Origin of the sequence: Pseudomonas sp. IT-P395 (genome assembly GCF_949767675.1) — a bacterium.
Classification (GTDB): domain Bacteria; phylum Pseudomonadota; class Gammaproteobacteria; order Pseudomonadales; family Pseudomonadaceae; genus Aquipseudomonas.
Window position 1 is genome coordinate 105,032 of the sequence record NZ_CATKPW010000033.1, and the last position, 19,053, is coordinate 124,084.

General features: G+C 59.9%; 22 protein-coding genes. All 22 read right to left on the reverse strand.

The genetic code is table 11. From position 1 onward, the window contains the following. Positions 1-86: 86 nt before the first annotated feature. The 22 genes from ACM6IN_RS19195 to ACM6IN_RS19300 all read right to left on the reverse strand — a co-directional run bounded on the left by ACM6IN_RS19195 (position 87) and on the right by ACM6IN_RS19300 (position 19,052). Complete coding sequence (locus ACM6IN_RS19195; RefSeq protein ID WP_095112476.1) at positions 87-1,133, reverse strand: phage baseplate assembly protein; 1,047 nt, start codon at positions 1,131-1,133, stop codon at positions 87-89. A gap of 3 nt (positions 1,134-1,136) precedes the next feature. Next, positions 1,137-2,372 (reverse strand): DNA circularization protein, encoded by a 1,236-nt coding sequence (locus tag ACM6IN_RS19200; RefSeq protein ID WP_007908775.1) that lies wholly within the window; start codon positions 2,370-2,372, stop codon positions 1,137-1,139. Then, positions 2,359-4,131: a phage tail protein gene (locus ACM6IN_RS19205; protein WP_414916538.1), complete on the reverse strand. Its 1,773-nt coding sequence runs from the start codon at positions 4,129-4,131 to the stop codon at positions 2,359-2,361. The genes ACM6IN_RS19200 and ACM6IN_RS19205 overlap by 14 nt, the downstream gene beginning before the upstream one ends. A 130-nt stretch (positions 4,132-4,261) precedes the next feature. Continuing rightward, positions 4,262-4,558, reverse strand: coding sequence for a phage tail assembly protein (locus tag ACM6IN_RS19210; RefSeq protein WP_007908778.1), 297 nt, complete (start codon positions 4,556-4,558; stop codon positions 4,262-4,264). Continuing rightward, positions 4,555-4,902: a phage tail tube protein gene (locus ACM6IN_RS19215; protein WP_007908779.1), complete on the reverse strand. Its 348-nt coding sequence runs from the start codon at positions 4,900-4,902 to the stop codon at positions 4,555-4,557. The genes ACM6IN_RS19210 and ACM6IN_RS19215 overlap by 4 nt, the downstream gene beginning before the upstream one ends. Positions 4,903-4,969: 67 nt before the next feature. After that, positions 4,970-6,466: a phage tail sheath subtilisin-like domain-containing protein gene (locus tag ACM6IN_RS19220; RefSeq protein ID WP_095112479.1), complete on the reverse strand. Its 1,497-nt coding sequence runs from the start codon at positions 6,464-6,466 to the stop codon at positions 4,970-4,972. Then, a complete protein-coding gene (locus ACM6IN_RS19225; protein ID WP_007908782.1) occupies positions 6,466-6,645 on the reverse strand; it encodes a DUF2635 domain-containing protein in 180 nt (59 codons plus the stop codon). Before ACM6IN_RS19225 ends, ACM6IN_RS19220 begins: the two co-directional genes overlap by 1 nt. Then, positions 6,642-7,226, reverse strand: a complete 585-nt coding sequence (locus tag ACM6IN_RS19230) for a hypothetical protein (RefSeq protein ID WP_414916539.1) — start codon at positions 7,224-7,226, stop codon at positions 6,642-6,644. The genes ACM6IN_RS19225 and ACM6IN_RS19230 overlap by 4 nt, the downstream gene beginning before the upstream one ends. Before the next feature lie 142 nt (positions 7,227-7,368). After that, complete coding sequence (locus ACM6IN_RS19235) at positions 7,369-8,400, reverse strand: phage late control D family protein (RefSeq protein WP_414894647.1); 1,032 nt, start codon at positions 8,398-8,400, stop codon at positions 7,369-7,371. Positions 8,401-8,409: 9 nt separating this feature from the next. Continuing rightward, a complete protein-coding gene (locus ACM6IN_RS19240) occupies positions 8,410-8,622 on the reverse strand; it encodes a tail protein X (RefSeq protein ID WP_064393145.1) in 213 nt (70 codons plus the stop codon). Further along, positions 8,615-8,998 (reverse strand): phage tail protein, encoded by a 384-nt coding sequence (locus ACM6IN_RS19245; RefSeq protein WP_007908793.1) that lies wholly within the window; start codon positions 8,996-8,998, stop codon positions 8,615-8,617. The genes ACM6IN_RS19240 and ACM6IN_RS19245 overlap by 8 nt, the downstream gene beginning before the upstream one ends. Continuing rightward, positions 8,998-11,361: a phage tail tape measure protein gene (locus ACM6IN_RS19250; protein ID WP_414916540.1), complete on the reverse strand. Its 2,364-nt coding sequence runs from the start codon at positions 11,359-11,361 to the stop codon at positions 8,998-9,000. Before ACM6IN_RS19250 ends, ACM6IN_RS19245 begins: the two co-directional genes overlap by 1 nt. A gap of 152 nt (positions 11,362-11,513) precedes the next feature. After that, positions 11,514-12,095, reverse strand: a complete 582-nt coding sequence (locus ACM6IN_RS19255) for a phage tail assembly protein (protein ID WP_007908797.1) — start codon at positions 12,093-12,095, stop codon at positions 11,514-11,516. Between the two features lie 153 nt (positions 12,096-12,248). Continuing rightward, on the reverse strand, positions 12,249-12,755 hold the full coding sequence (locus ACM6IN_RS19260) for a phage major tail tube protein (RefSeq protein ID WP_007908799.1): 507 nt from the start codon (positions 12,753-12,755) through the stop codon (positions 12,249-12,251). Next, the gene (locus ACM6IN_RS19265) at positions 12,755-13,921 is read right to left on the reverse strand and encodes a tail protein (protein WP_034154903.1); all 1,167 of its coding nucleotides are present in this window, start codon (positions 13,919-13,921) and stop codon (positions 12,755-12,757) included. Before ACM6IN_RS19265 ends, ACM6IN_RS19260 begins: the two co-directional genes overlap by 1 nt. A gap of 2 nt (positions 13,922-13,923) precedes the next feature. Beyond that, positions 13,924-14,109 carry a hypothetical protein gene (locus tag ACM6IN_RS19270; RefSeq protein WP_414916541.1) on the reverse strand — a complete coding sequence of 62 codons (186 nt, stop codon included), beginning with the start codon at positions 14,107-14,109 and terminating at the stop codon, positions 13,924-13,926. A 158-nt stretch (positions 14,110-14,267) separates the two neighbouring features. Next, complete coding sequence (locus ACM6IN_RS19275; protein WP_414916542.1) at positions 14,268-14,846, reverse strand: hypothetical protein; 579 nt, start codon at positions 14,844-14,846, stop codon at positions 14,268-14,270. A gap of 9 nt (positions 14,847-14,855) precedes the next feature. Further along, complete coding sequence (locus ACM6IN_RS19280; protein WP_414916543.1) at positions 14,856-16,472, reverse strand: phage tail protein; 1,617 nt, start codon at positions 16,470-16,472, stop codon at positions 14,856-14,858. After that, positions 16,473-17,108, reverse strand: a complete 636-nt coding sequence (locus ACM6IN_RS19285) for a phage tail protein I (protein ID WP_007908812.1) — start codon at positions 17,106-17,108, stop codon at positions 16,473-16,475. Then, positions 17,105-18,100 (reverse strand): baseplate J/gp47 family protein, encoded by a 996-nt coding sequence (locus ACM6IN_RS19290; protein ID WP_007908813.1) that lies wholly within the window; start codon positions 18,098-18,100, stop codon positions 17,105-17,107. Before ACM6IN_RS19290 ends, ACM6IN_RS19285 begins: the two co-directional genes overlap by 4 nt. Then, positions 18,097-18,429: a phage baseplate protein gene (locus tag ACM6IN_RS19295; RefSeq protein ID WP_095112497.1), complete on the reverse strand. Its 333-nt coding sequence runs from the start codon at positions 18,427-18,429 to the stop codon at positions 18,097-18,099. The genes ACM6IN_RS19290 and ACM6IN_RS19295 overlap by 4 nt, the downstream gene beginning before the upstream one ends. Positions 18,430-18,443: 14 nt before the next feature. After that, positions 18,444-19,052, reverse strand: a complete 609-nt coding sequence (locus ACM6IN_RS19300; RefSeq protein WP_007908815.1) for a phage baseplate assembly protein V — start codon at positions 19,050-19,052, stop codon at positions 18,444-18,446. Position 19,053: the final 1 nt, after the last annotated feature.

The following is a 19,053-nucleotide window of genomic DNA, read 5'->3' on the forward strand; positions in this document are numbered from 1 at the left end:
GTCAAAAGATCGCAGCCTTCGGCAGCTCCTACATAAGATCGGCGTACACCTGTAGGAGCTGCCGAAGGCTGCGATCTTTTCCGGGCCTATGAGGTTGTTTTAGGAGGGCTGGGATTGGCATCGAAGGTGTGCGGCGGGGCCATTTGCAGGGTGGTCACCGAGCCTTGCGCCGACAGCGAATAAGTGACCTTGGAAATCAGCATGTCGCCATCAAACCCAAGCACCGGATCCGTGACTTTGACCAGCGTGTTGTGCCGCCAAAGATCACCGTTGGCCTGGCGCCAGCCCTGCACCTGATACGTGGTGGTCTGCGCCCGCCCCATACGGGTGGCGCTTTCCCACTGGGCGCGTTGCTGGGCCAGTTCGAACGTCAGCGCGGTGCCCTCGTTGATGATCGTGGTGCGTCGACGTTTGAAGCTCAGATCGGTCGCGCTGGATTCAACCTCGCTGACTGCCGCCCCGCTCTTCTTGTCCGAACCTTTTTGCTGGCCGATCACCCGGTATTCGGAGAACACCTGGCTGTAATCCATCGACGCGCTGGCGGACAAAATATTCTTGCCCAGCTCCAGCGCATCACTGGCCCGCCCACCGCTGCCCGGCTTGGCCAGCACCAGCCGGCCCTGCTCGTCATCGGTGGAAAATACCCGCAGCAGCGAGAGCAAACGGTCGATCGACTGAAACACCGTTTCACCCGGCACAATCGTGTGTTTGGTCAGCCGCGCGGTCTCGGGAATTTCATTGACCACCATCAGCCCGTACTCCATCGCCAGCGCCTGAACGATGCTCAGCAGCGGTTGTTCCTGCCACTGGTTCGGCGTGTTCCTGGCGGCGCAATCGACCAGGTCCTGGGTCTTGGAACTGCCCTCGATGGTCAGGCTGATCTGGCGTCCGTCATAGCGGATCGGCGCCTTGAACACATAGCCGGTGAGCACCAGGTCCTGGCCGATTTTCACTTCGCAGGGGTCACCCGGCTTGATCCGCTGGTCCACCGTCTGCCCCGGCCACTGCCAGGTGATGTCAAGTTTGAAAGTGCGGAACTGGCGCTCCAGATCAGCGGTGATTTCCACGCTTTTCCAGCCGCCGTATTCCATGTTGTTGACGGTCAACGTGACGCGGTTATCCATCTCGCTCATGGCTCACTCCCTGGACACTTTCACGTCGTTGGGTGAAAAGCCCGGATGGTTCATCGCGTTGCTCTGAGTCACTTGAGTCACTCGTGTGGCATCGGCAAATTGCTTGTAGGCCACAACCAACGCCGGCAGGCTTTCCTGGAACGATTTAGTGACCTGTCGCACACCGGATGACGCCACTGCCTTGAGATGCGCCAGCAGCGCTTCCTTGACATCGTTGATTGCCTGGTGGTGCTTGGGATCGGCCTTGTCCAGCATTGGATCAATGGCCACCCCGACCGCCTTCTGCAGCGCTTTCATTTCGTCGGTCACCGGTACTTCCTGACGGGTCACCGGTTGATCCGCCTGATGTGCCACCGAAGGTGTCGACGACAGTTTCACCGCGGGGGTCGCCACTGGCATCGACGCCACCCACTGCGCCACTTTGACCAGCATCGTGTCCTGCACCAGATCGGCCATGGCCTGCGCCGCGGCGTTGGTGTCCTTGCCGGTGGTGATCTTCGGTGCATCCGCCTTGCGGATGGCTTCGAGTTGTTGGGAGACGTCGGCAATCACGCCACGGTAGCCCTCCTTCGCGAATGCCTTGAGCTCTTTGATATCGCCGAGCAAACCTTTGAACTCAGCCGCCACTTCCTTGGGCAACTCTTTCACTGCCTTGACCAGTTCGGTGATCTGCCGGTACTGCTCGATCAGCGGCTTGAGCTGTTCTTTGATCACCTCATAAACCCCGGTGAGGCTGTTGCGCAGATTGGCGATGCCGATCCGCGCAGCCTTGATCAACGTCATCGCCTGCTCGAAGCGTGCCACCGCCGAACCCAACAGCGTGTCGGCCTTGGCCAGCAACACTTTCTGTGTGCTGACGGTAGCGGTCGGAAACGGCAACGGTTGGTCTGGATAGAACTTCAGGGTAAAGGTCACCAACCCGCCGTCCTGGCGGGTGTGGGTCATGTCGCATTCGCCGACCTTGACTTGCAGGCGTCCGAGCCACGGATGCACCAGTTCACCACTGCCCGCCTCCAATGCCTTGAGCAGCTTGTCACGCTGCTCCAGGCAATCGGCGCCGATGATGAATGCAGTGACGTCGTGGGTCTTGGCCTGCTGACCGAGATCTTCGAAAAACGGCAGGTCACGCTGCGGATATTCATGCAACTGACCTTTGCGACCGACCGGGGTTTTCGCCTGATCGATCCAGAAGCCGACACCACGAAAGGATGCCGGCAACAAGCGGTCACGCCAGTTCATTGGAACCTCCCATCGACAGCGAGCGATAGCCGATGCGCGAAGACAGCGCCAGGCCCGGTTGATTGGTTTGCGGTTGATCGGTGCGCAGCCCGGCCGGCGCATTTTCGAAGCGCACGGTCAGGCCGCCTTCGAGTTGCGTACGGTTGTTGGCCGCGCTTTGCTGGATCAGGGCGCCAGAACTTTGCGGTAACGAACCACCCTGCAGCGCACCGTTGGCCGATGTTTGAGGACTTGCCCCGAAGAACGCCGGCGCCAGCTCTCCTTTGCCTTCGGCATTGGTCTGGCGTTGCGCTTCGGTGAACGTTTCAACCTTGCCGGTAACCTTGGCGATCAGTCCGGCAAAGCCGCCGTCGAACAGCTCCTTGATCGGCGCGATCACGGTTTGCAGCTTTTGCCACAACTCGCCGAACCACTCGGTGATCGGCCCCCAGTTCTTGATGATCTGCCCCAACGGGGTCCATTCGAACATGGTGTGCAGAAACTCCAGCACCGGCGCGGCCAACGCTTGCACCACGCCCCACAGCGCCGAAAACACTTCGCTGATCGGTTGCCAGTACATGGCGATCTGTTCCAGCGGCGACCATTCGAACAAGCTCTGGAAAAAACTTTTGATCTGCTGCGCCGACGTTTGCAACGCGGCCCAGATCGGTTCGAAGAAGGTCACGATGGCGCCCCAGTTGTTGACGATCATCCCCAGCGGGGAATAGTCGAACAACGTGCCGAAGAAGTCCTTGATGGCTTGCGCCGCCGGTTGCAGCGCCGTCCATATCGAGGCAAAGAACCCGGTGATCGCCCCCCAGTTATTGATGATCATCCCCAACGGTGTCCAGTCGAACAGACCTTTGAGAAACGCCATCACCGGCACACTCAAGGCCTTGAGCAATTCCCAGATCGCCGAAAACAGCCCGGTCAGCGGCGCCCAGTTTTCCAGGATCATGCCGGCGGGCGTCCACGAGAACACCGATTTGAAGAAGTCGATCACCGGGGCGGTGACGGTTTTTACCTTGTCCCAGATGCCCGAGAAGAACTCCGCGACCGGTAACCACAGCGCCGCCAGTGCATCCAGCGGTCGCCAATCGAGGATCGAGCGCAACGTCGCCATCGCACTCGCACCGATGTTTTTCACGCCCTCCCACATGCCTTTGAAGAAAGCACTGATCGGCGTCCAGTTGGCATAAATCAGACCGGCCGCCACCGCGATGCCCATGGCGATCAGCATGATCGGGTTGGTCTTGAGCACCATGCTCATCACGTCCATCACTTGGGTCATGCCGGTGACGGCGGTTTGCATCGCCGAGAAGGCAATCGCCCCCGCCGCTAGGCCTTCGACCAGTTTCGGGTTGTCGGCGAGCAGACTGCTGACCTGGGTCAGCATCGGTTCCAGCCCGACCACCAACGCCCCCACCGCCGGCACCAGTGCCGCGTCCACGGCTGCGGAAACCTTTTCCATCGACGCACTGAACACGTTCATGTTTTGCGCAGCGACTTTCGGTGTGGCGGGCAAGTCGACGGTTTTTGCCGTGTCGCTGACTTCAGTCAATTTGCCCTGAAACGCTGCGGCCGATTTGATCCCGTCCACAAACGGCGTGATCACGCTGCCGCCCTTGAACAGACCACTGATGTCCAGTTTGCCGAGGCCGGCCTGTTCGAGGTTGTTCTTGAAGCTCTCGACCTTGACTCGCAAAGCGCCGAGTTTGGGCGACAGTTCATCGATGCCGGTAAGCAACACCGACGCTTTAGCTTTGGTTTCTTCTGCCATCACTGCACCTGCTGCATCGCATTGATCCGTTGCGCGTGCTCCAGCGATTCGCGGAGCACATCCAGTGGCCTGGCCATCATCTGTTCGGGGTCAACCTTCCAGAACCAGGCCAGGTCATAGGCGACGGCGATCAGGTCGGTGATGGCGCCGACGCCGCACTCATGAAAAAACTCGCAACGGCCCAGCTCAGCGCATTGAGGTCAGCCAGATCGAGCTGGTTGACCGACGACGGCGGAATGCCGGCGCACACGGCGATGTATTTGGCCGCCACGTCCATGTCGAGGCTGACTTCTTCGCTCTTGTCGATCTTGTACGGCAGCGCCTTGATCGCTCGCACTTCCTGCACCGTCGGACGGCGCAGGACGAGTTCGGTCAGGGGCTCGCCGTGAGCTTCGATCGCAACCTGAAGCTTCACGGCGCCGCTCATTGCCAGGTCCCCTTGATGCCCTCGAACTTCAGCTCGATGGTGGCGTCATCGCCTTTGGAGACTGGTTCTTCGACCAGATACGCACCGGCCAGCACGTAGACTTTGCCGTTGCTGAATTCGCAGGTGACGGTAATGTCGGTGCCTTCGATCAGCTTCTTCAGCGGGAAGTCGGCGGTGTGCAGCGCGGTCACTTTGAACGACGGCGCGATGTCGGTTTCCTTGTAGAAACCCGGTACGACGGTTTCGCGTTTGACCGCCATCAGCGGGGCTTCGCAGCCGCCATTGATGGTCAGTTGTGCGCCGTCGACTTTGACGTAGCAGGTGCCTGCAATCAGTTGACCCATGGTGTTACTCCCTTGAATGAAAAAGCCCACGCGAGGTGGGCTGAAAACTTGCCGTCAAACGCGCTGATCAAGCCGCGTCGTCGTACTGCAGACGGAATTGGTTGAGCAGTGCGAACACGCGCAGACCGTTGATGTAATCCGGCGGGAACAGCACGTTCACGCGGCTCGGATCCTGCACGTCGCGCTCGACGATCAGGTGCTCGGCGAACAGCTCGGCGTTCTCGACGTGACCTTCCAGTTCGAGCTTGGCGTACTGCGCGATCAGCTCGCCGCGAATGGTCGCAGGCGTCACGATCGGCTGGCCGGCGCCGAAACGGGTGCCGTCGGAGGCCAGTTTGTGGCGGCCGTATTTGCTGGTGATCACGCTTTGCAGACGACGCACGATGAACGCCGACTGGTGCATGGTTTCGCTGTCCAGGTAGGAGTTGTCGGCCTGGCCGTAAGCGTTTTTCTGGTAGGTGGTGATCGAGCGCTGGATGCGCACGTAGCCGCCTTCGTAGTACGCGGTGGCGATGCCGTAGTTGAGCAGCGACTGACGCTCGGTCAGGGTGAAGCGTTCGCTGGCCGGCGCCGGATCAACGCCCGGCAGGCTGCCGCTCTGCGTCGGACGGCTAGCGTCGGCGGAGATGAACACGGCGGTGCGTGCAGCCAGTGCGGCGGCTTGCACCCAGAACGGTTGCGGTACACCCGGCTCTAGCGCCTGAATGGTCATGTGCTGATCGTTGCGCGCCTGGCCGGCGGCAACCAGTGTGCCGACGGTGCCGCGCTTGGCGCTGTAGACGTGACCGAACAATTGCTTGGCCCAGGACCAGCGACCGGTGCTGTCATCCATCACTGCTTGCCAGGTGTTGAGGGTCGACAGATCGGACCATGGCAGTGCGATGAATTCGAACGGCTCGTCACCCAGCGCGGCAATTGCCGCCACCTGATCCGGCACACCGGCGCCGCCAGTCATGGCGGTGATCGCAGTGGTCAGGCCGGCCGGGGTATCTTCGCCGTTGCTCTTGCCCAGGCGATTGAATTGCAGGCTGATGTCGTTACCGCTGTCGCCAGTCCATTTGGCGCTCAGGGTGACCACACCTTCGGCAGCAGCAGCGCTGACCGGCAGGTCGGCGGTAGCGTTGATTTTCTGTGCCAGTGCGGTGGCTGCTTGCGCAGCAGTGGCACCGTTGACCACGGTGGCTTGCACACGCACGCCGCCGACATACAGATTGAGCACGCCAGCCTGAGTGGCAGTGCCGGTCAGGGTCAGCACGCCTTTGGCGATCGCGCCTTCGGTGTTGTGCAGCGGCAGGCACCAGATCTCACCGATCGGGTCGGCCTTGCGGAAGGTCTCGTACATCGAGGCGAGCATCGAGCCCTGACCACCGATGCTTTTGGCCAGCGCAACGCTGGAGACCAACACCAGTTTGCCGACTTCGGTCGGGGCGATGTTGTCGTTGACCTGAGCGACGATCAAACGACGCAGGGTCGAGCTCGCGCTATTGGCGGCCGAGTTGTCCATTTCGGCATAGAACAGCGGTACACGAATGTCCGCGGGGATGTTGCTGAATCCGATCGCCATTATTTGGCTCCCTTTTGTTTGGCTGGTGCGGTTTTGAGGGTGATATCGCCGTCGGCCAGACGTCGGCGCCACCAGGCGCTGTCCAGCACTTCACGGCCTTCCAGCGGCAGCAGATCGCCGGCCTCCGGGTCAGGTACAACGCGGCCTTCGGCCGGCAGTACGGTGATGCGATTGCTCATGGGGTTACGTCTCCAGAGAAAGTCATTTCCACGCGCCCATCGGGGCCCGGGCGTTTCAGGTTGGGGTCGGCCGGGTCGATCGCATCGACCCGCACGGTGGCCCCGGTAAAGGACGACAAACCGTCCAGTTCGCGTTCGTGCCAACTCTCCGCAGGCTGACTTGGCAGATTGCGGCCGAGCTGGAACTCGGCAAAAAAGCGCAGCCGGTAGAAGGCGCGGCTGCTGTTGATCGAGACCATCTCGCCGCCGTCGTAAACGATGGCGCTGTAGTCGGAATCGGGCTTGAACCCCACCACCGCGCGCCACAGTTCGGCGCGCAGGTCGTGCAACAGATCCAGCGCTTTTGTAGCGTCGCTGGCGTCAAGCACCAGGACGACTTCGAAGCGGTCGCGGATCGGTTGGGTGATGAGGTTTTGTGTGGTGCTGTTGCTGGCCAGATCGGCGCTTGGCAGCACGTGGGCCGAAGGTGTTGGCAGATCCGGGTTGCCTTGCAGCAAGGCCAGATCGAGGCCCACCGAAATGTGATTGGCAAGGCCAGGGCATTGCCCACGCAGTTGCGTGAGGATCGGGGTGATCTTCATGGGGGTGTTCCAAAATAGTGGGAGTTACCGCAGGCCCCTGTAGGAGTGAGCCTGCTCGCGATAGCGGTGTGTCAGGCGCGTTGGTTTTGAATGTGGCACCGCCATCGCGAGCAAGCTCACTCCTACAGGGGGGGCTCGTGGGTCAGTCTTTGGACTCGGCTTTGGGGTCGAGGCACGACGCATCGATCAGGCAGCGATAGCTGTTCTCGCGATTGCCACTGGCGGTGACCTTGTCGATCGACCAGCGCCCGCGCATGAAGTCCGGCCAGGTCTCATCGAGCAACACCAAGCCTTCGGCGGCCAATCGTGGATCGCCTGGGCAGGTGATCTTCACCTTGTACTTCTGCCGGAGCATTTTGCGCACTTCGCCCTCGCCGACGGCGATGGCATCCGCTTCATTGGGTTGCTTCTGGCGGATGGTCTTGAACGGCGCGAGTCCCGTCTCGACCCAATGCAAAACGCCTGTAACAGCATCGACAAAACAGGTCTTGCAGCCCTTTGCCTGTTCGCGGGCGGCCTCTTCCAGCGTGGCGCTGATGAAGGCGTGATCGCCGGGACGATTGTCATGGGTGACCGACAACGTCACATCCTGCAGTTTCTGCCCCGAGATTGATTTGATCTGCCCGGGTCGCGCCAGCACATACGCATCGCCATAAGGTTTGGCGACCAGGTTGTACTTCTTCGCCAGCCGCGTCAGAAAGCCCATATCGGTTTCATTGGACTGGTCGACGTGGGCGATCTTGATCATCGACACGTCCGCAGCGACACGCGATGAAAAACCGTGCTGCGACACCAGTTTGCTAAACAGTTGACCGAGCGTCGTCGGTCCATGACTGGCGGTGCGGCGCTGCTTGAAGCCGGTTTCATCATCCTTGCTGAACGGCGCTGCAGTGGCCACCAGGGTCAGGCGAAACGGAAACAGCGTCGGTGTCAGGCGAGTGACTTTGAACTGGCCCTTATCGACCATTTCTTCCATTTCCAGGTAACCCACCAGCAGGCCGATTTTCCCGCCGAGGCTCGGCAGCCCTTCGAGGCCCTCCAGATCAATGGTCAGGGTCAGTTGATCCGACTCGATGCCGGCGGCATCGATGTGCTCCCAACTGATCAGACGCTGGTTGAGAAGATCCGCGTTTGCGCCATAAATCTGCACGACCGGGGTAAAACCCAATGCCATACAACCTCCTTAATCCCAGGCCGTGAGCGCTTTGATCGCAGCAGGTTTGCTGTCGAGTTCAGGCAGCACGACCCAGATGCCAGCGGGCAGAACCGGGCCGTGTTCGGCCAGGGTCGGATTGAGTTTCCACAGGGCTTCTTCAGCGGCATCGTCGCTGCGCCCGGTTTCGCGGTAGAGCAGCAAATTCACCGAATCACCGGCCACGCTTCGAACCTTACGCATTGTTGAACTCCGCCAATTCGATGACCCAATCGACCACCATCGCCGTACCGTCATCGATGATCTGGGTCTGGGTTTCCTGAACGTTGTTGATCCGCCAAAGACCCCAGTTGCGACCAATGCCGTCAATCAATGGCAGCGGTATGCGCAGTGCCTGCAAGGCGCGCAGTTCATCGAGCCGATCCATGGCCACGGCGTACATCGACCTGCCGGTGATGGTCAGGGTTTCCGACTTCTGGCCGGTCTGGCTGGATTTCGGTTTGCTGGTGAGGATCTGTATTTCGCTCCAGCCGCCATCGGACTTGCGCAACAACTGGTGGTACGCAAATTGACGCGAGAGGCCGAAGATGAAATTGCCCAGTGCCATTTGTTGTTTCATCAGGCGACTCCATCGGTCAGGGCTGCGTCACGGCGGGTGGCGAGGGGGTTGGTTGGCATGATCTGCCCCAACTGCCCCATGGTTGTTTGGACCACCAGATTGGCGAGCGCCTGGGCGCTGGCCAGATCCTGGCCATTGATCTGTATTGTTGAGTTGAACGTGACAGGCTGGCTGGCGGCTGTGGTGGCTGGGATCGCCGAGGTCGCCGAGGTCGTGATCAGATCCTTGCTGACCTGAGCAGGCGCGCCAAGACGATCGACTTGGGTCCCCAGCTTGTCGCCCAGCGACTCACCGATGGCTCCCCCCGCCATGCTTCCGAGCCACCCGCCAATTGCAGTGCCCACGCCAGGCAGAATCAACGTGCCAAGCGCGGCACCGACAGCAGCGCCCGCTGAAGCCCCGGCCAACGAAGCACCGGATGACACCACTGAACGCGTGTCCCCGTGCCTCACACCATTGACCAGTTCATAACCTGCGCTGAGCAGGCGCAGCGGCGGCGCTTTTTTGGCCAGCAGCGCGCCGGCCTTGGCGTAGGAGCCGGACAGCGGCGCGGCGTGCATTGGGCTGGCGCTCGATGAACCGGCGAATGCCGTCATGCTTGCCGGCCACGCTGAGATCTGGCGAATGAGAGGATTGCGAGCTGCAGAGCTGCCGGAGCTTATCAGTGGTTGATGGCTCTTTCGTTGGGTCAAAGAACCGAGGCTCACCCTGCGTGGTTTCAGGCCTCTACCCTTTTTCAGGGAAGGCTTTTTCGGGTTTGGCTCATCCAAAGGCGAATTTTCAACGGGTTTGCCGCTATCGCCGGCAACATCGATATCCGCAATCCATTTGCCAAGTCCCTTCGGCAGTTTCGTTGCGATACCCTTCACAAGCTTGCCAACGAAATTATCGGCGGCCTTTGCCAGCAATGCCCCCACAAACGCCGTAATCCCCGCCGCCGCAATAGTCAGAGACGTGGCGCCTTTCGGGTTTGCCTCGGCTTTTTCCGCCGCCCAGTTCAATGTATTGGTAAGCGAGTCCAGCGTTTGTGCATCCGGAGCTACCGCTGTCGCCAAACGATTTCTACTGGCCTCCAAAGCATTCCAGCTCTGCTGAGGACTCCCGCCTGTCGGATCGGCTGACCTTTGCACCGCACCTTTGTACTGCGGCTCGATGCTTTGGGTCGGTCCTTGTAGGGGAACCGGCGAGACCGGCGTATCAGCAGGTTTCGCCATCAACTGATGCAAACCGTCGCTGCCGGTCGACAACGTCTTCAGCAACTCGGTCTGTGGATCAAGCGGTTTTCTCGCGGTCAGCAACGCAAATGTCTTTTCGACATCCTGCGGTTTCTCCAGCAGTTTGCTGACGCCTTCATCACCGTTGAACAACGTCTTGATCAGTGCCGATTGTTCGCTCGCAGGCTTTTGTTTAAGAGCCTCGAGTGCTTTGAAAACGGTTTGCGGAACATTCTCGGTGAGCTTGTCCGGCTGGAGTCCAAGTGTTGCCCAAGCGGCACGCTCGGCGACAGAGCCTTTGGTACCTTTGGCCAACGCAGCGCTGATGCTTTTCACCGATGTAGCGGCGCCAGACGTGTTCACATCTGCGTTGAGCAAAGCGGCCGCAAGAGCAGCCAGTTGCTCAGGTGCAATACCCGCCGCGACTCCTGTTTCGCCAGAACTCTGTACCACCGAGCCGATGTCGGCTGCGGTCGCTTTCAGCGAATTCTTCCCGAGATGAATACTGGCGTCGGCCAAGCTTTGAGCCTGCGCGCGATCAAGCTTGAGCGAGGTTCTCCAGACCGTCAGCATTTCTCCAGCAGCTTTCAGCTCAATGCCAAACGCTGTCGCGTTCGTGGCGGCATCACGGCCGAGATCCAGCAGTTCCTTTTCCTTTGCGTCGCCAGTGAGATTGGCGCCTACCCCGGATTTGCCCGCGGCATATTCGACCTCGGCCAGGCTAACCGCGGTCGCACCACTGCCCGCCACCGCTTTTTCGCTGGCCATTGCCAGGTTGGCGATCTCCATGCTCTTGAGATCGCCGTCCATGCCCGGCACTTGTTTTAGCCTGGCCATGGCCGTTTGAAGCGCCATGGTCGGCTGCAGAAACGCGGGAGGCTGACGCTGTTCGATCTCGGCCGTGAGTTTTGACTTCGGCGCACTTACTGGCGCCGACGTCGGCGAACTGGCCTTCGACAGCGATTGCAGCGCGACCATGACTTCCCGGAGCTTGATCTGCTCCTTGATCAACAACCGGATGTCCTGACTGGCGGCCACGACCGCCAGCTTCAACTCCGCCAGCGGATGGGCGATAACATCGAATGCAGACCTCTCACCTGCCAAGCCAGTGTTGCTGAACCCGACGCTGCTGTTCGCGCTGGCCAGCATTGGCGAATACCTTGTTTCTGCCATGCCGCTCTACTCCTGTTTCACGCCAAGGCGAGTGATCGCTATGTCGTAGCGGCGCAACGCCTTTTCGGCGTCCCATTCCAGAATCTCCGCTTCACTTACCGGGTAAATGAGCGGGACGATATCGAGGATTACTTCGATGTCGCGTTCCGAAAGTAGGCCGCCGGCTGGTTTAAAAAATCGTCGATGCGCACCTGCAATTGCGTCCAGTCCGGGACGGTCATCAGGGCCAGATCGGGGATCATCAGGCCGGTGCAATGGGCGGTGATGAACTCGGCGCGTTCCTTGGCCGTTTTCAGTTTCTTCATCACTTTGGTCGCGCGCAGTGCCGGCATTTCCAGCGACAGCGAGGTTACGGTGCGGCCGGTCACGGCGAGCGGTTGCAGCAACTGCACCTGGTCGGGATCGGCGGATTTTTCCGCGTCTTCGACCTGATCGAGAAAGTACGACGCAGGGCGTGTCGACATCTCGTGCACGTACTGGGCGATGCTCACGTAATCCGGGCGCTTGAGCTGGTCGAGTTCCTTGACCGAGAGGCCGGTGGCGAGCAGCGCCAGTTCGAAGAACTGATCGTCTTCGTCATCGCCGGCGCGCTCCAGCGCGTCTTTTTGCGCGGCGTAGAACAGCGGCTTGAGCTGGATCGTTTCGATCTGCGAACCATCATCGCCGGTGATCGGCGACAGCAGGTCATGCTGGGGTGGCATCCACGACATGAATGAATTCCTTGGTGATTCTTGAGGGGTGTAGCAATTCCCTTGTAGGAGTGAGCCTGCTCGCGATAGCGGTCTTTCAGGCACATTGATGTTGAATGTGCTGGCCCATCGCGAGCAGGCTCACTCCTACAGGGTTTTGTGGTGATGGGAGGGTTACGGCATCAGCACCGCACGACGCGCATCACCGAGGATGTCGACGCCGTTGAGCACGAACTTCTGGGTGCGCACGTCGATGTCGATCACCGGAATGCCGTTTTCCAGGCGGTTGTAGGTACGGCACGAGAAGTCCAGCGTCGTCAGGGCTTTGCCACCCATTTTGATGGCGTCCTCCCCCATGGTTTTGAGCTTGCCGCCGATGGTGTGATAGGTGAACCAGGTGTTTCCGTCCTGATCCTGACCGGCTTCACGCACGTTCAGCAGAATGTCATCGCCCAATTTCACACCCATGGCGAGCAACACTTCGGCGCCCGTACCCTGCAGCTTGATCTGAGCATTCAGCGGCTTGGCACTCTTGGCCATTTCCTCAACGATGAAGCGTCCGCCCGTCATGTTTTCCATGTCGAAATCGATTTTCGGCGGGGTGAATTCTTCAACGGTCGCCGACAACGGCAGGCCTTGCAGAGTGGCCGCGATGGCCTGTCTTACGCGGTTGGTAAACATTAGAGAACGTCCTCCAGGAACTGCTCGATGATTTCATCGCGGGCGTTGAGTTGATAAACCATGTGTTCGTTCGGCGCGTAGCGGCCGTAGTCGATAACCACGTACCAGGTGCCGTTCTTGTACTTCTCGACGCTGTTCAGTTCCGGGTGCAGATACACGCTGCCGCCAGGGATGGTTTCGTCGGCGACCAGGGTTTGCAGCCAGTCGTTGATGCGCTTGACCTCTTGATCCATGAAGGACTTGGTGAGGTTTTTGGCCATGGCTTTCTGGCCGGCCTTGACCAGCTTGCGGCTGATCGCATCTTCGAGGCCGACATAGCTGATGAACTTGCCGGTGATCGAGCGGTTACCCAGCAGCGAGAAGCCGCCGAGCACGGTGCGGGCGTAGTAGCTCACGCCGTAGCGGTTGAGCAAATCGCCTTCGGTGGAGGTGTCGAGGATGTTGTATTCGACGACTCGCGACACGTCCTCGGCGTAGGTCACCTGGTTGCCCGGGCTTTCCCACTGCTTGACCTTCGCCAGTGCAGCAATCGCCAGGCTGGAAGGCGACAGGAAGACGTTTTTCTTCGCCGCTTTCGAATACACGGCAGGCATGTTGTGCACCACCAGGCAGCGGTCGAAACCGAGATCGGCGCCGCCGAGTTCCTGGCTGTACAGCACTTGATCGGCGACCGAGGCGTCCTTGCCGTCCAGCACCACACGGGCCTTGATGCGCTTGCCGAACGAGGCGAACTCGCTGGCCACCGCTTTGGTGCCGGTGAAGCCCGGCGCACCGATGATGGTCAGGTCTTCCGGAACGCTGCCCAGCGCAGCCAGACCGAGCTTGCGGCCGGTCAGTGGATCAACACCGCCGATCACATTGTTGACGGTGTCGGCCGGGGTCGCGCCCGCTTCGACGATCACTACGTACACGGGAACCTTGACCACTTTTAGGATCTGGTAAACGGCGTGATACAGAGTGCCCTCTTCCGAACCGGTCGGATCAAGCAGCGCGTGGGTGGTGAAGCTGTTGATGCGGAACGGTGCGTTGCGCGGAATCAGCGGATCGGCTTTCGGCGCGGTGCCGACCAGACCGATGACGTTGTCACCCAGGCCACCCATGGCCTCGGGGGATTCGGTGGCATTGACGGTAATGCCGTTGTGCTCGAAGTTCAGAACCTCAGCCATATTCAGTCAGCCTTCTTGGCAGCGGCCTTTTTGGCCTGGGTGGAGGGGGTTTTCAGTTCCAGTCGACCGGCGAAGTGCAAAGCACTGGCCTCGACGTCGAGCAGATCGAGTTCTTGACCGATGCTCGACCAGTGCCCACCGCCGGTGGGGAATGGGACGAGTACGGTGTAGGTTTGGCGGGTTGCCATTTTTCGTTTCTCCATAAACGGGAAAGCCCCTCGTGGGGAGGGGCTTGGCGGGTGTTGAGTGCTTTTTAGGTTGAAAAAAAACACCCCGGATTCAGGGCATTTATTGGAGCGCTGCGCTATCTAGGATGGCCCGTGAATAGACCACCAGGAGTTCATGGTTAACCTATTGCGGGTCTAACGTCGGCCGCCGCTGCTTGAATCGCAATGATTGCTTCATCAGCAATCTGCTTGGCCTCCATAGTGGCCCCCGTTGCGATCTTCTGTTTGATCTGCTCCTTCGCCTGCAGGCGATTCTCGCGGATAAGGTTTAACACCTGCACATATTGGCTGGCCTCAGCCAGCATACTGTCGGCGGCTTCACGTGGCGTTCGACCTGTGATCGCCCAAGCAGCAACCGTGCGCGGCACTGCATTACCCGGATAGCCATCATCCTTGAACTGCTGAGCCTCAGCAGTAGCACGTTCATACTCAACTGCACGCAATGGGTCGCCGGCAACGAGCCGCCGAATTTCGTCAGCATAGGTGTCTATCCGCAAACAAATCTCGTCGGCGGTTGGCACTGGCTCTCCGTCCTGCACCCACATGCCAGTCCATTCCCCAGTTTCCTTGTCTCGTGCTCCGGTAAATCGCGGGTTCCAGCAAGGCTGGGGAAGTGGAATGAGCGTCCAGTCAGAGTAATTTTTATTACTGGCGTCTGAGTAGAGAAATCCGCCTTTTGAATCCAGGATGTAATACATGGCTTGCCTTCACGCTAGTTGAGTGCAGAGGTGAATTTGAGCTTGGTAGGCGCTAGCTCCAGCCGACGCCCCCACTGACAGGTCGATGCTGAGGTTCCCGTTGGTTTCAAGTGACCAGGAGAGGTAACCAAACGCCAAAGGTGACGACGTAACCCAATCCCCGGTACCACAACACCTGAATCGAGGCCTTGCTCCGGGCGGTAGAACACACAAAAGAGTTGATTGACCACCAATCGCGGTTCCACGGGCAAAGTCGATTGAGACATACAAGTTGCCGTTAGCCGTCCAATAGCGCGAAGTGTTCGCGTCGTAGAACCCGTTCAGAAAAGCCGGAGCGGCCAGGTTTTTAGTTGTCGAGAAGTCGGCAATGGCCTGATTGACGAGGCCCTGGGTACCCGCTGTGGTGTAGGCATCGGTTATCCCGTAACCCGCGAGAGTAGCCGGCTTGCCGGAGCCGATTTTCGACCAGTCAAGGAACGGGATGTCTGTCGCGGAAAGTGCTGCTCCCCCTGTCACCAAACCTTTGGTGTTAACGGTAACCTTTGTGTAAGTACCGGCAGCAGCGCCTGAGTCGGCAAACGCTATGGATATGTTGGCATTTGCCGATCCGTCAAACGACGCGCTACCGCTCGCCGCGCCGGAGACGGAAATACTCCGAGGTGTTTCAAGCTTTCGAGACGCGACTGCCGTTGCGTTGATTCCAAGGGCATCAGTGATCCCGAACCCCGCCAACGTATTGGGGTTGGCACCCGCAGTCGCACGGCCATATTCATCCACCGTCAGACTCTTGTAAGTCCCGGCAGCAATCCCGGTTCGCCCGGCCAACATCTTGAACGTCAGCGCGGTAGTGCCGAGGGTGATCGGCGCATTGGTGGTCAGGTGCCACAGCGAATCTCCGTTCGCCGTACCCTCCTCCACCATGACCGTCAGGCCCGGCGTGACCTTGGCGTTACTGTTGGCATCGCTCGCCCGTACCCAGTCGCCATTGGCAACGATCCACAGTCCGTTGTCCTTGGCCAGGGTCTGGTTCGCAACAAGCACGCGGTCGCCAGCAATCACTGCGACACCGTCAATTTGCTGCGCACCGTTCAATACGATGTTGGTGGATGCCGCAACACGCACCGACTGCTTACCATCCAGCTTGCCGAGTTCTTCGGCAAGGTAACTCATGACCCAGGCACGCGTGGCTTTGACGACGGTGTCGTCGATCAGCAACGTCACCAAGGACGCATTGCTGGTCTCGAAAATCGAGCGGATATAAAACTCTTTACCTGAACCCGACGTGGCCAATACCGGTTTGAACGACTCCGGATATTTGACGATGGCGTAGAGAATCCCGGTATCAGTCCACAGCCCCGCCTCTCGCACATACCAGCCGCCAACATCCGGCGGAATGGTCACTTCGGCGAGCAGCCAGCTCGGATTCTTCTCGTCCTGGAACAGCGCATTGAGCGGCCCGCGCCAGACTTCGCGTTTCAGTGCCGTGGCGGTCGCGGCCGGGTTGTAGACCGAGCCGCCGCCGTCACCGACGGAAATCTGCGTCAACTTGATCGGCGTGCCCGCGGCCTTGCACGCCGTTTCGTAGGCAATCCCTGCGTTGGTGAGCAGGGTGTAATAGTCAGCCATTCAGGCCCCCTGAGGATAAATAGTGGATGTTTCGACGGTGTACATGCCGGCAGCCATGAACGCCTCTCCCGAGGTTTCGAGCCCTTCGATGAACACCGGATAAACCGTGGTCAGCTCGCCGCAGAACGTCGCGGCGCCGATGACGTGATTGCCGAAAGCGCTCAAGCCAACGGAGACCGTCAGCACATCGCGCTCGCTCTTGGCATCCGCCAGGCGTCGGTCGAGACGGGCATCGATTTCTTCGCTGTAGGGTTGGTCGCTGAAGGCGCGAACGGAAAAGCTGTACGGCGCACCGGGCGGTGTCTGTTCGTACCAGGCGCGGATTTCCGGGCGCAGTTGCAAACCCTTGGCGGCGTTTTCCAGCGCCTTGCGAGTGCCGGCCTGGCGCGCGGTGGGCCAGGCCAGTTCAACGGTCAGGCGCTTTTCTGCTTCCGGTGCGGCGGTGCTCCATTCAGCAACACCGCGATCCGCTGCCAGATATGGCAGGAAGGCGACTGGTGTTTCTGCTGGGTTCATCAGTTCCGGGAACGGCGGCGCGATGCGATCAAGCAAGGCGCCAAAGCCGAGATCCAGACCTCGTTCAAGTGCCGAACTGTTGGCCGGCAGCAGTGTTGGGCGCTGAGTTTTTTCACTCATAGCGTCAGCACCTCGACTTCGACCGCAGTGCAATACGGCGCTTGAAACGCCGTGGTCACGATCGGCGCCAGCGGTTCAAGAATCTGCAGTTGCACGGCACCGGCGCTGTGCAGCGTGTAGTCGATCCAGCTCGGATCGACCCGGCCTTCGAGGCGATGACAACTGTCGGCGTAGGCCTGTAGTTGCTGTTGCGCGGCGACTTTGGTCAGGCCCGAATCGGGGCCGGAATTGATCTTGGCGACGACGCGAATCTTGTAGCGCTGAATGTCGGCAGCCTTGACGGTGACGAGGTCGGTTTCCGGTCGCACATCTGGCCGGGCGAAGTGTTCACGCACGCCTTCAAGCAATCCTTCAGATGGCGTCCCATCACCCTCTCGCGACAGCACCGTGACCTGCACTTCACCGGGCGCGGTGCGTCGACCGTTGCCATCCTTGACTTGCGCGGCGAGACCATCGGGGTTGAAGGTGTAAGTGACACTCACCACACCGGCATCGGTGGATTCGACCTTCACCGTTGGCCGCTCGCCGAGGGTGAAGACTTCGCGGCGATATTGCATCCGTGAGCCCGCTGCCGGTGCATGCGGTGCCAGGTAATAACGCAAGCGAGCATCGTCGTCGCTTTCGTAAATCGCCGGCACCGGTGGAAATGCTGCCGGATCACCTGGATCAAGCAACTGCCGCTCAAGGCCCATGTCCGCCAGCCGTGCATCGAGGTTGCTGCCCGTCGCCCACCACGCCAGCATCTGTTTGATGCGAGCGTTGTATTTGCGCTCGTGGGTTTGCAGCCGCACGCAGAAAGCTTCCAGCGCCAGGGTCAGCAGTTCACTTTCGTTTTCCAGGCTGGTCTTGAGTTTCGCAGCACTGTCCGGCGAACGCGCCCCGACATATTCGACGACGAAAGTCTTGAACTCAGCGAGCAAGTCTTCGAAGGCTTCAACGGTGATCAGCGCGGGTTCGGCCAATTGGTTCTGGCCGGGGATCAACATGCTCATGTCACGACCTCGAAGGTTTGTTGACGGTTTTTCCAGGTGCCGGCGAAACGCAGCAGCAGACCGGCGCCCTGACGGCTGGCGACGATCACTTGCGGCTGAAAATCGCTGATCCCGTTCTGCGTGTTGTAGAACGCTTGCGCCGCGTGGCTCTGGGCCAGAAGCAGGACGTCGTCGCCGAGGTTCTGCCCCAACAACGAGGGGATCAGCGATCCGTACAAGGGCCTTTTTTGCCGGGTACCCAGCGGCGTAGTCAGGGCCCGGGTCGCGCGCTGCACAAATTGCAGCCAGTCGTCGACCGTGGCCCCGCTGTCTCTATCGATTCCGATCATGGAAGGCTCTTGATTCAGGGGCTGATGACACGGCCCTGGTGATCGACCAATGGGCCGCTGAAGTGCACGCCCGAAGCGTCAATGGTCAGGCCGACTGCACCCAGTTGCAGGGTGATCAGTTGCGGTGTCATTGCCAGTCGTGCCGGGCCGATGCTCAGCTCCAGCGATTCACGAGAACCGTTGAAAGCTGCCGGGCCGTTTTGCCAGTGCAGGGTGTGTGAAGCATCGTCGTAGCCGCTTTCGCTACCGTCCTGATGCACGCGACGGGTCAGCGTCGGGATCGTAGAGGCTGGCGGAAAACGGTCACTGTTCAAACCGAACAACGCCACGCTTTGTGCACCGCTTTCGCCGCTGCCGTAGTTGAACAGCAGACACTGCTCGCCCACCGTCGGAATCCGCGATTCACTCTGCGCGCCAGCGCTGGGATTGAAGAACTTGATGGCTGGCGTGAGCAAGCCGCCGTGACTGACCTGACAGGTGTTGCTCGCGGCGTCGACGGTCTGGCAAATGCCGATGCGGCAGAAGCTCTCGGCACGGCGGTGCAGGTCGTCGATTTCCGCTTCCATTTCGGCCAGGCGCTCGATGATCGGGCCGAGTTGCATGCGCAGTAATGCGTCGAACATC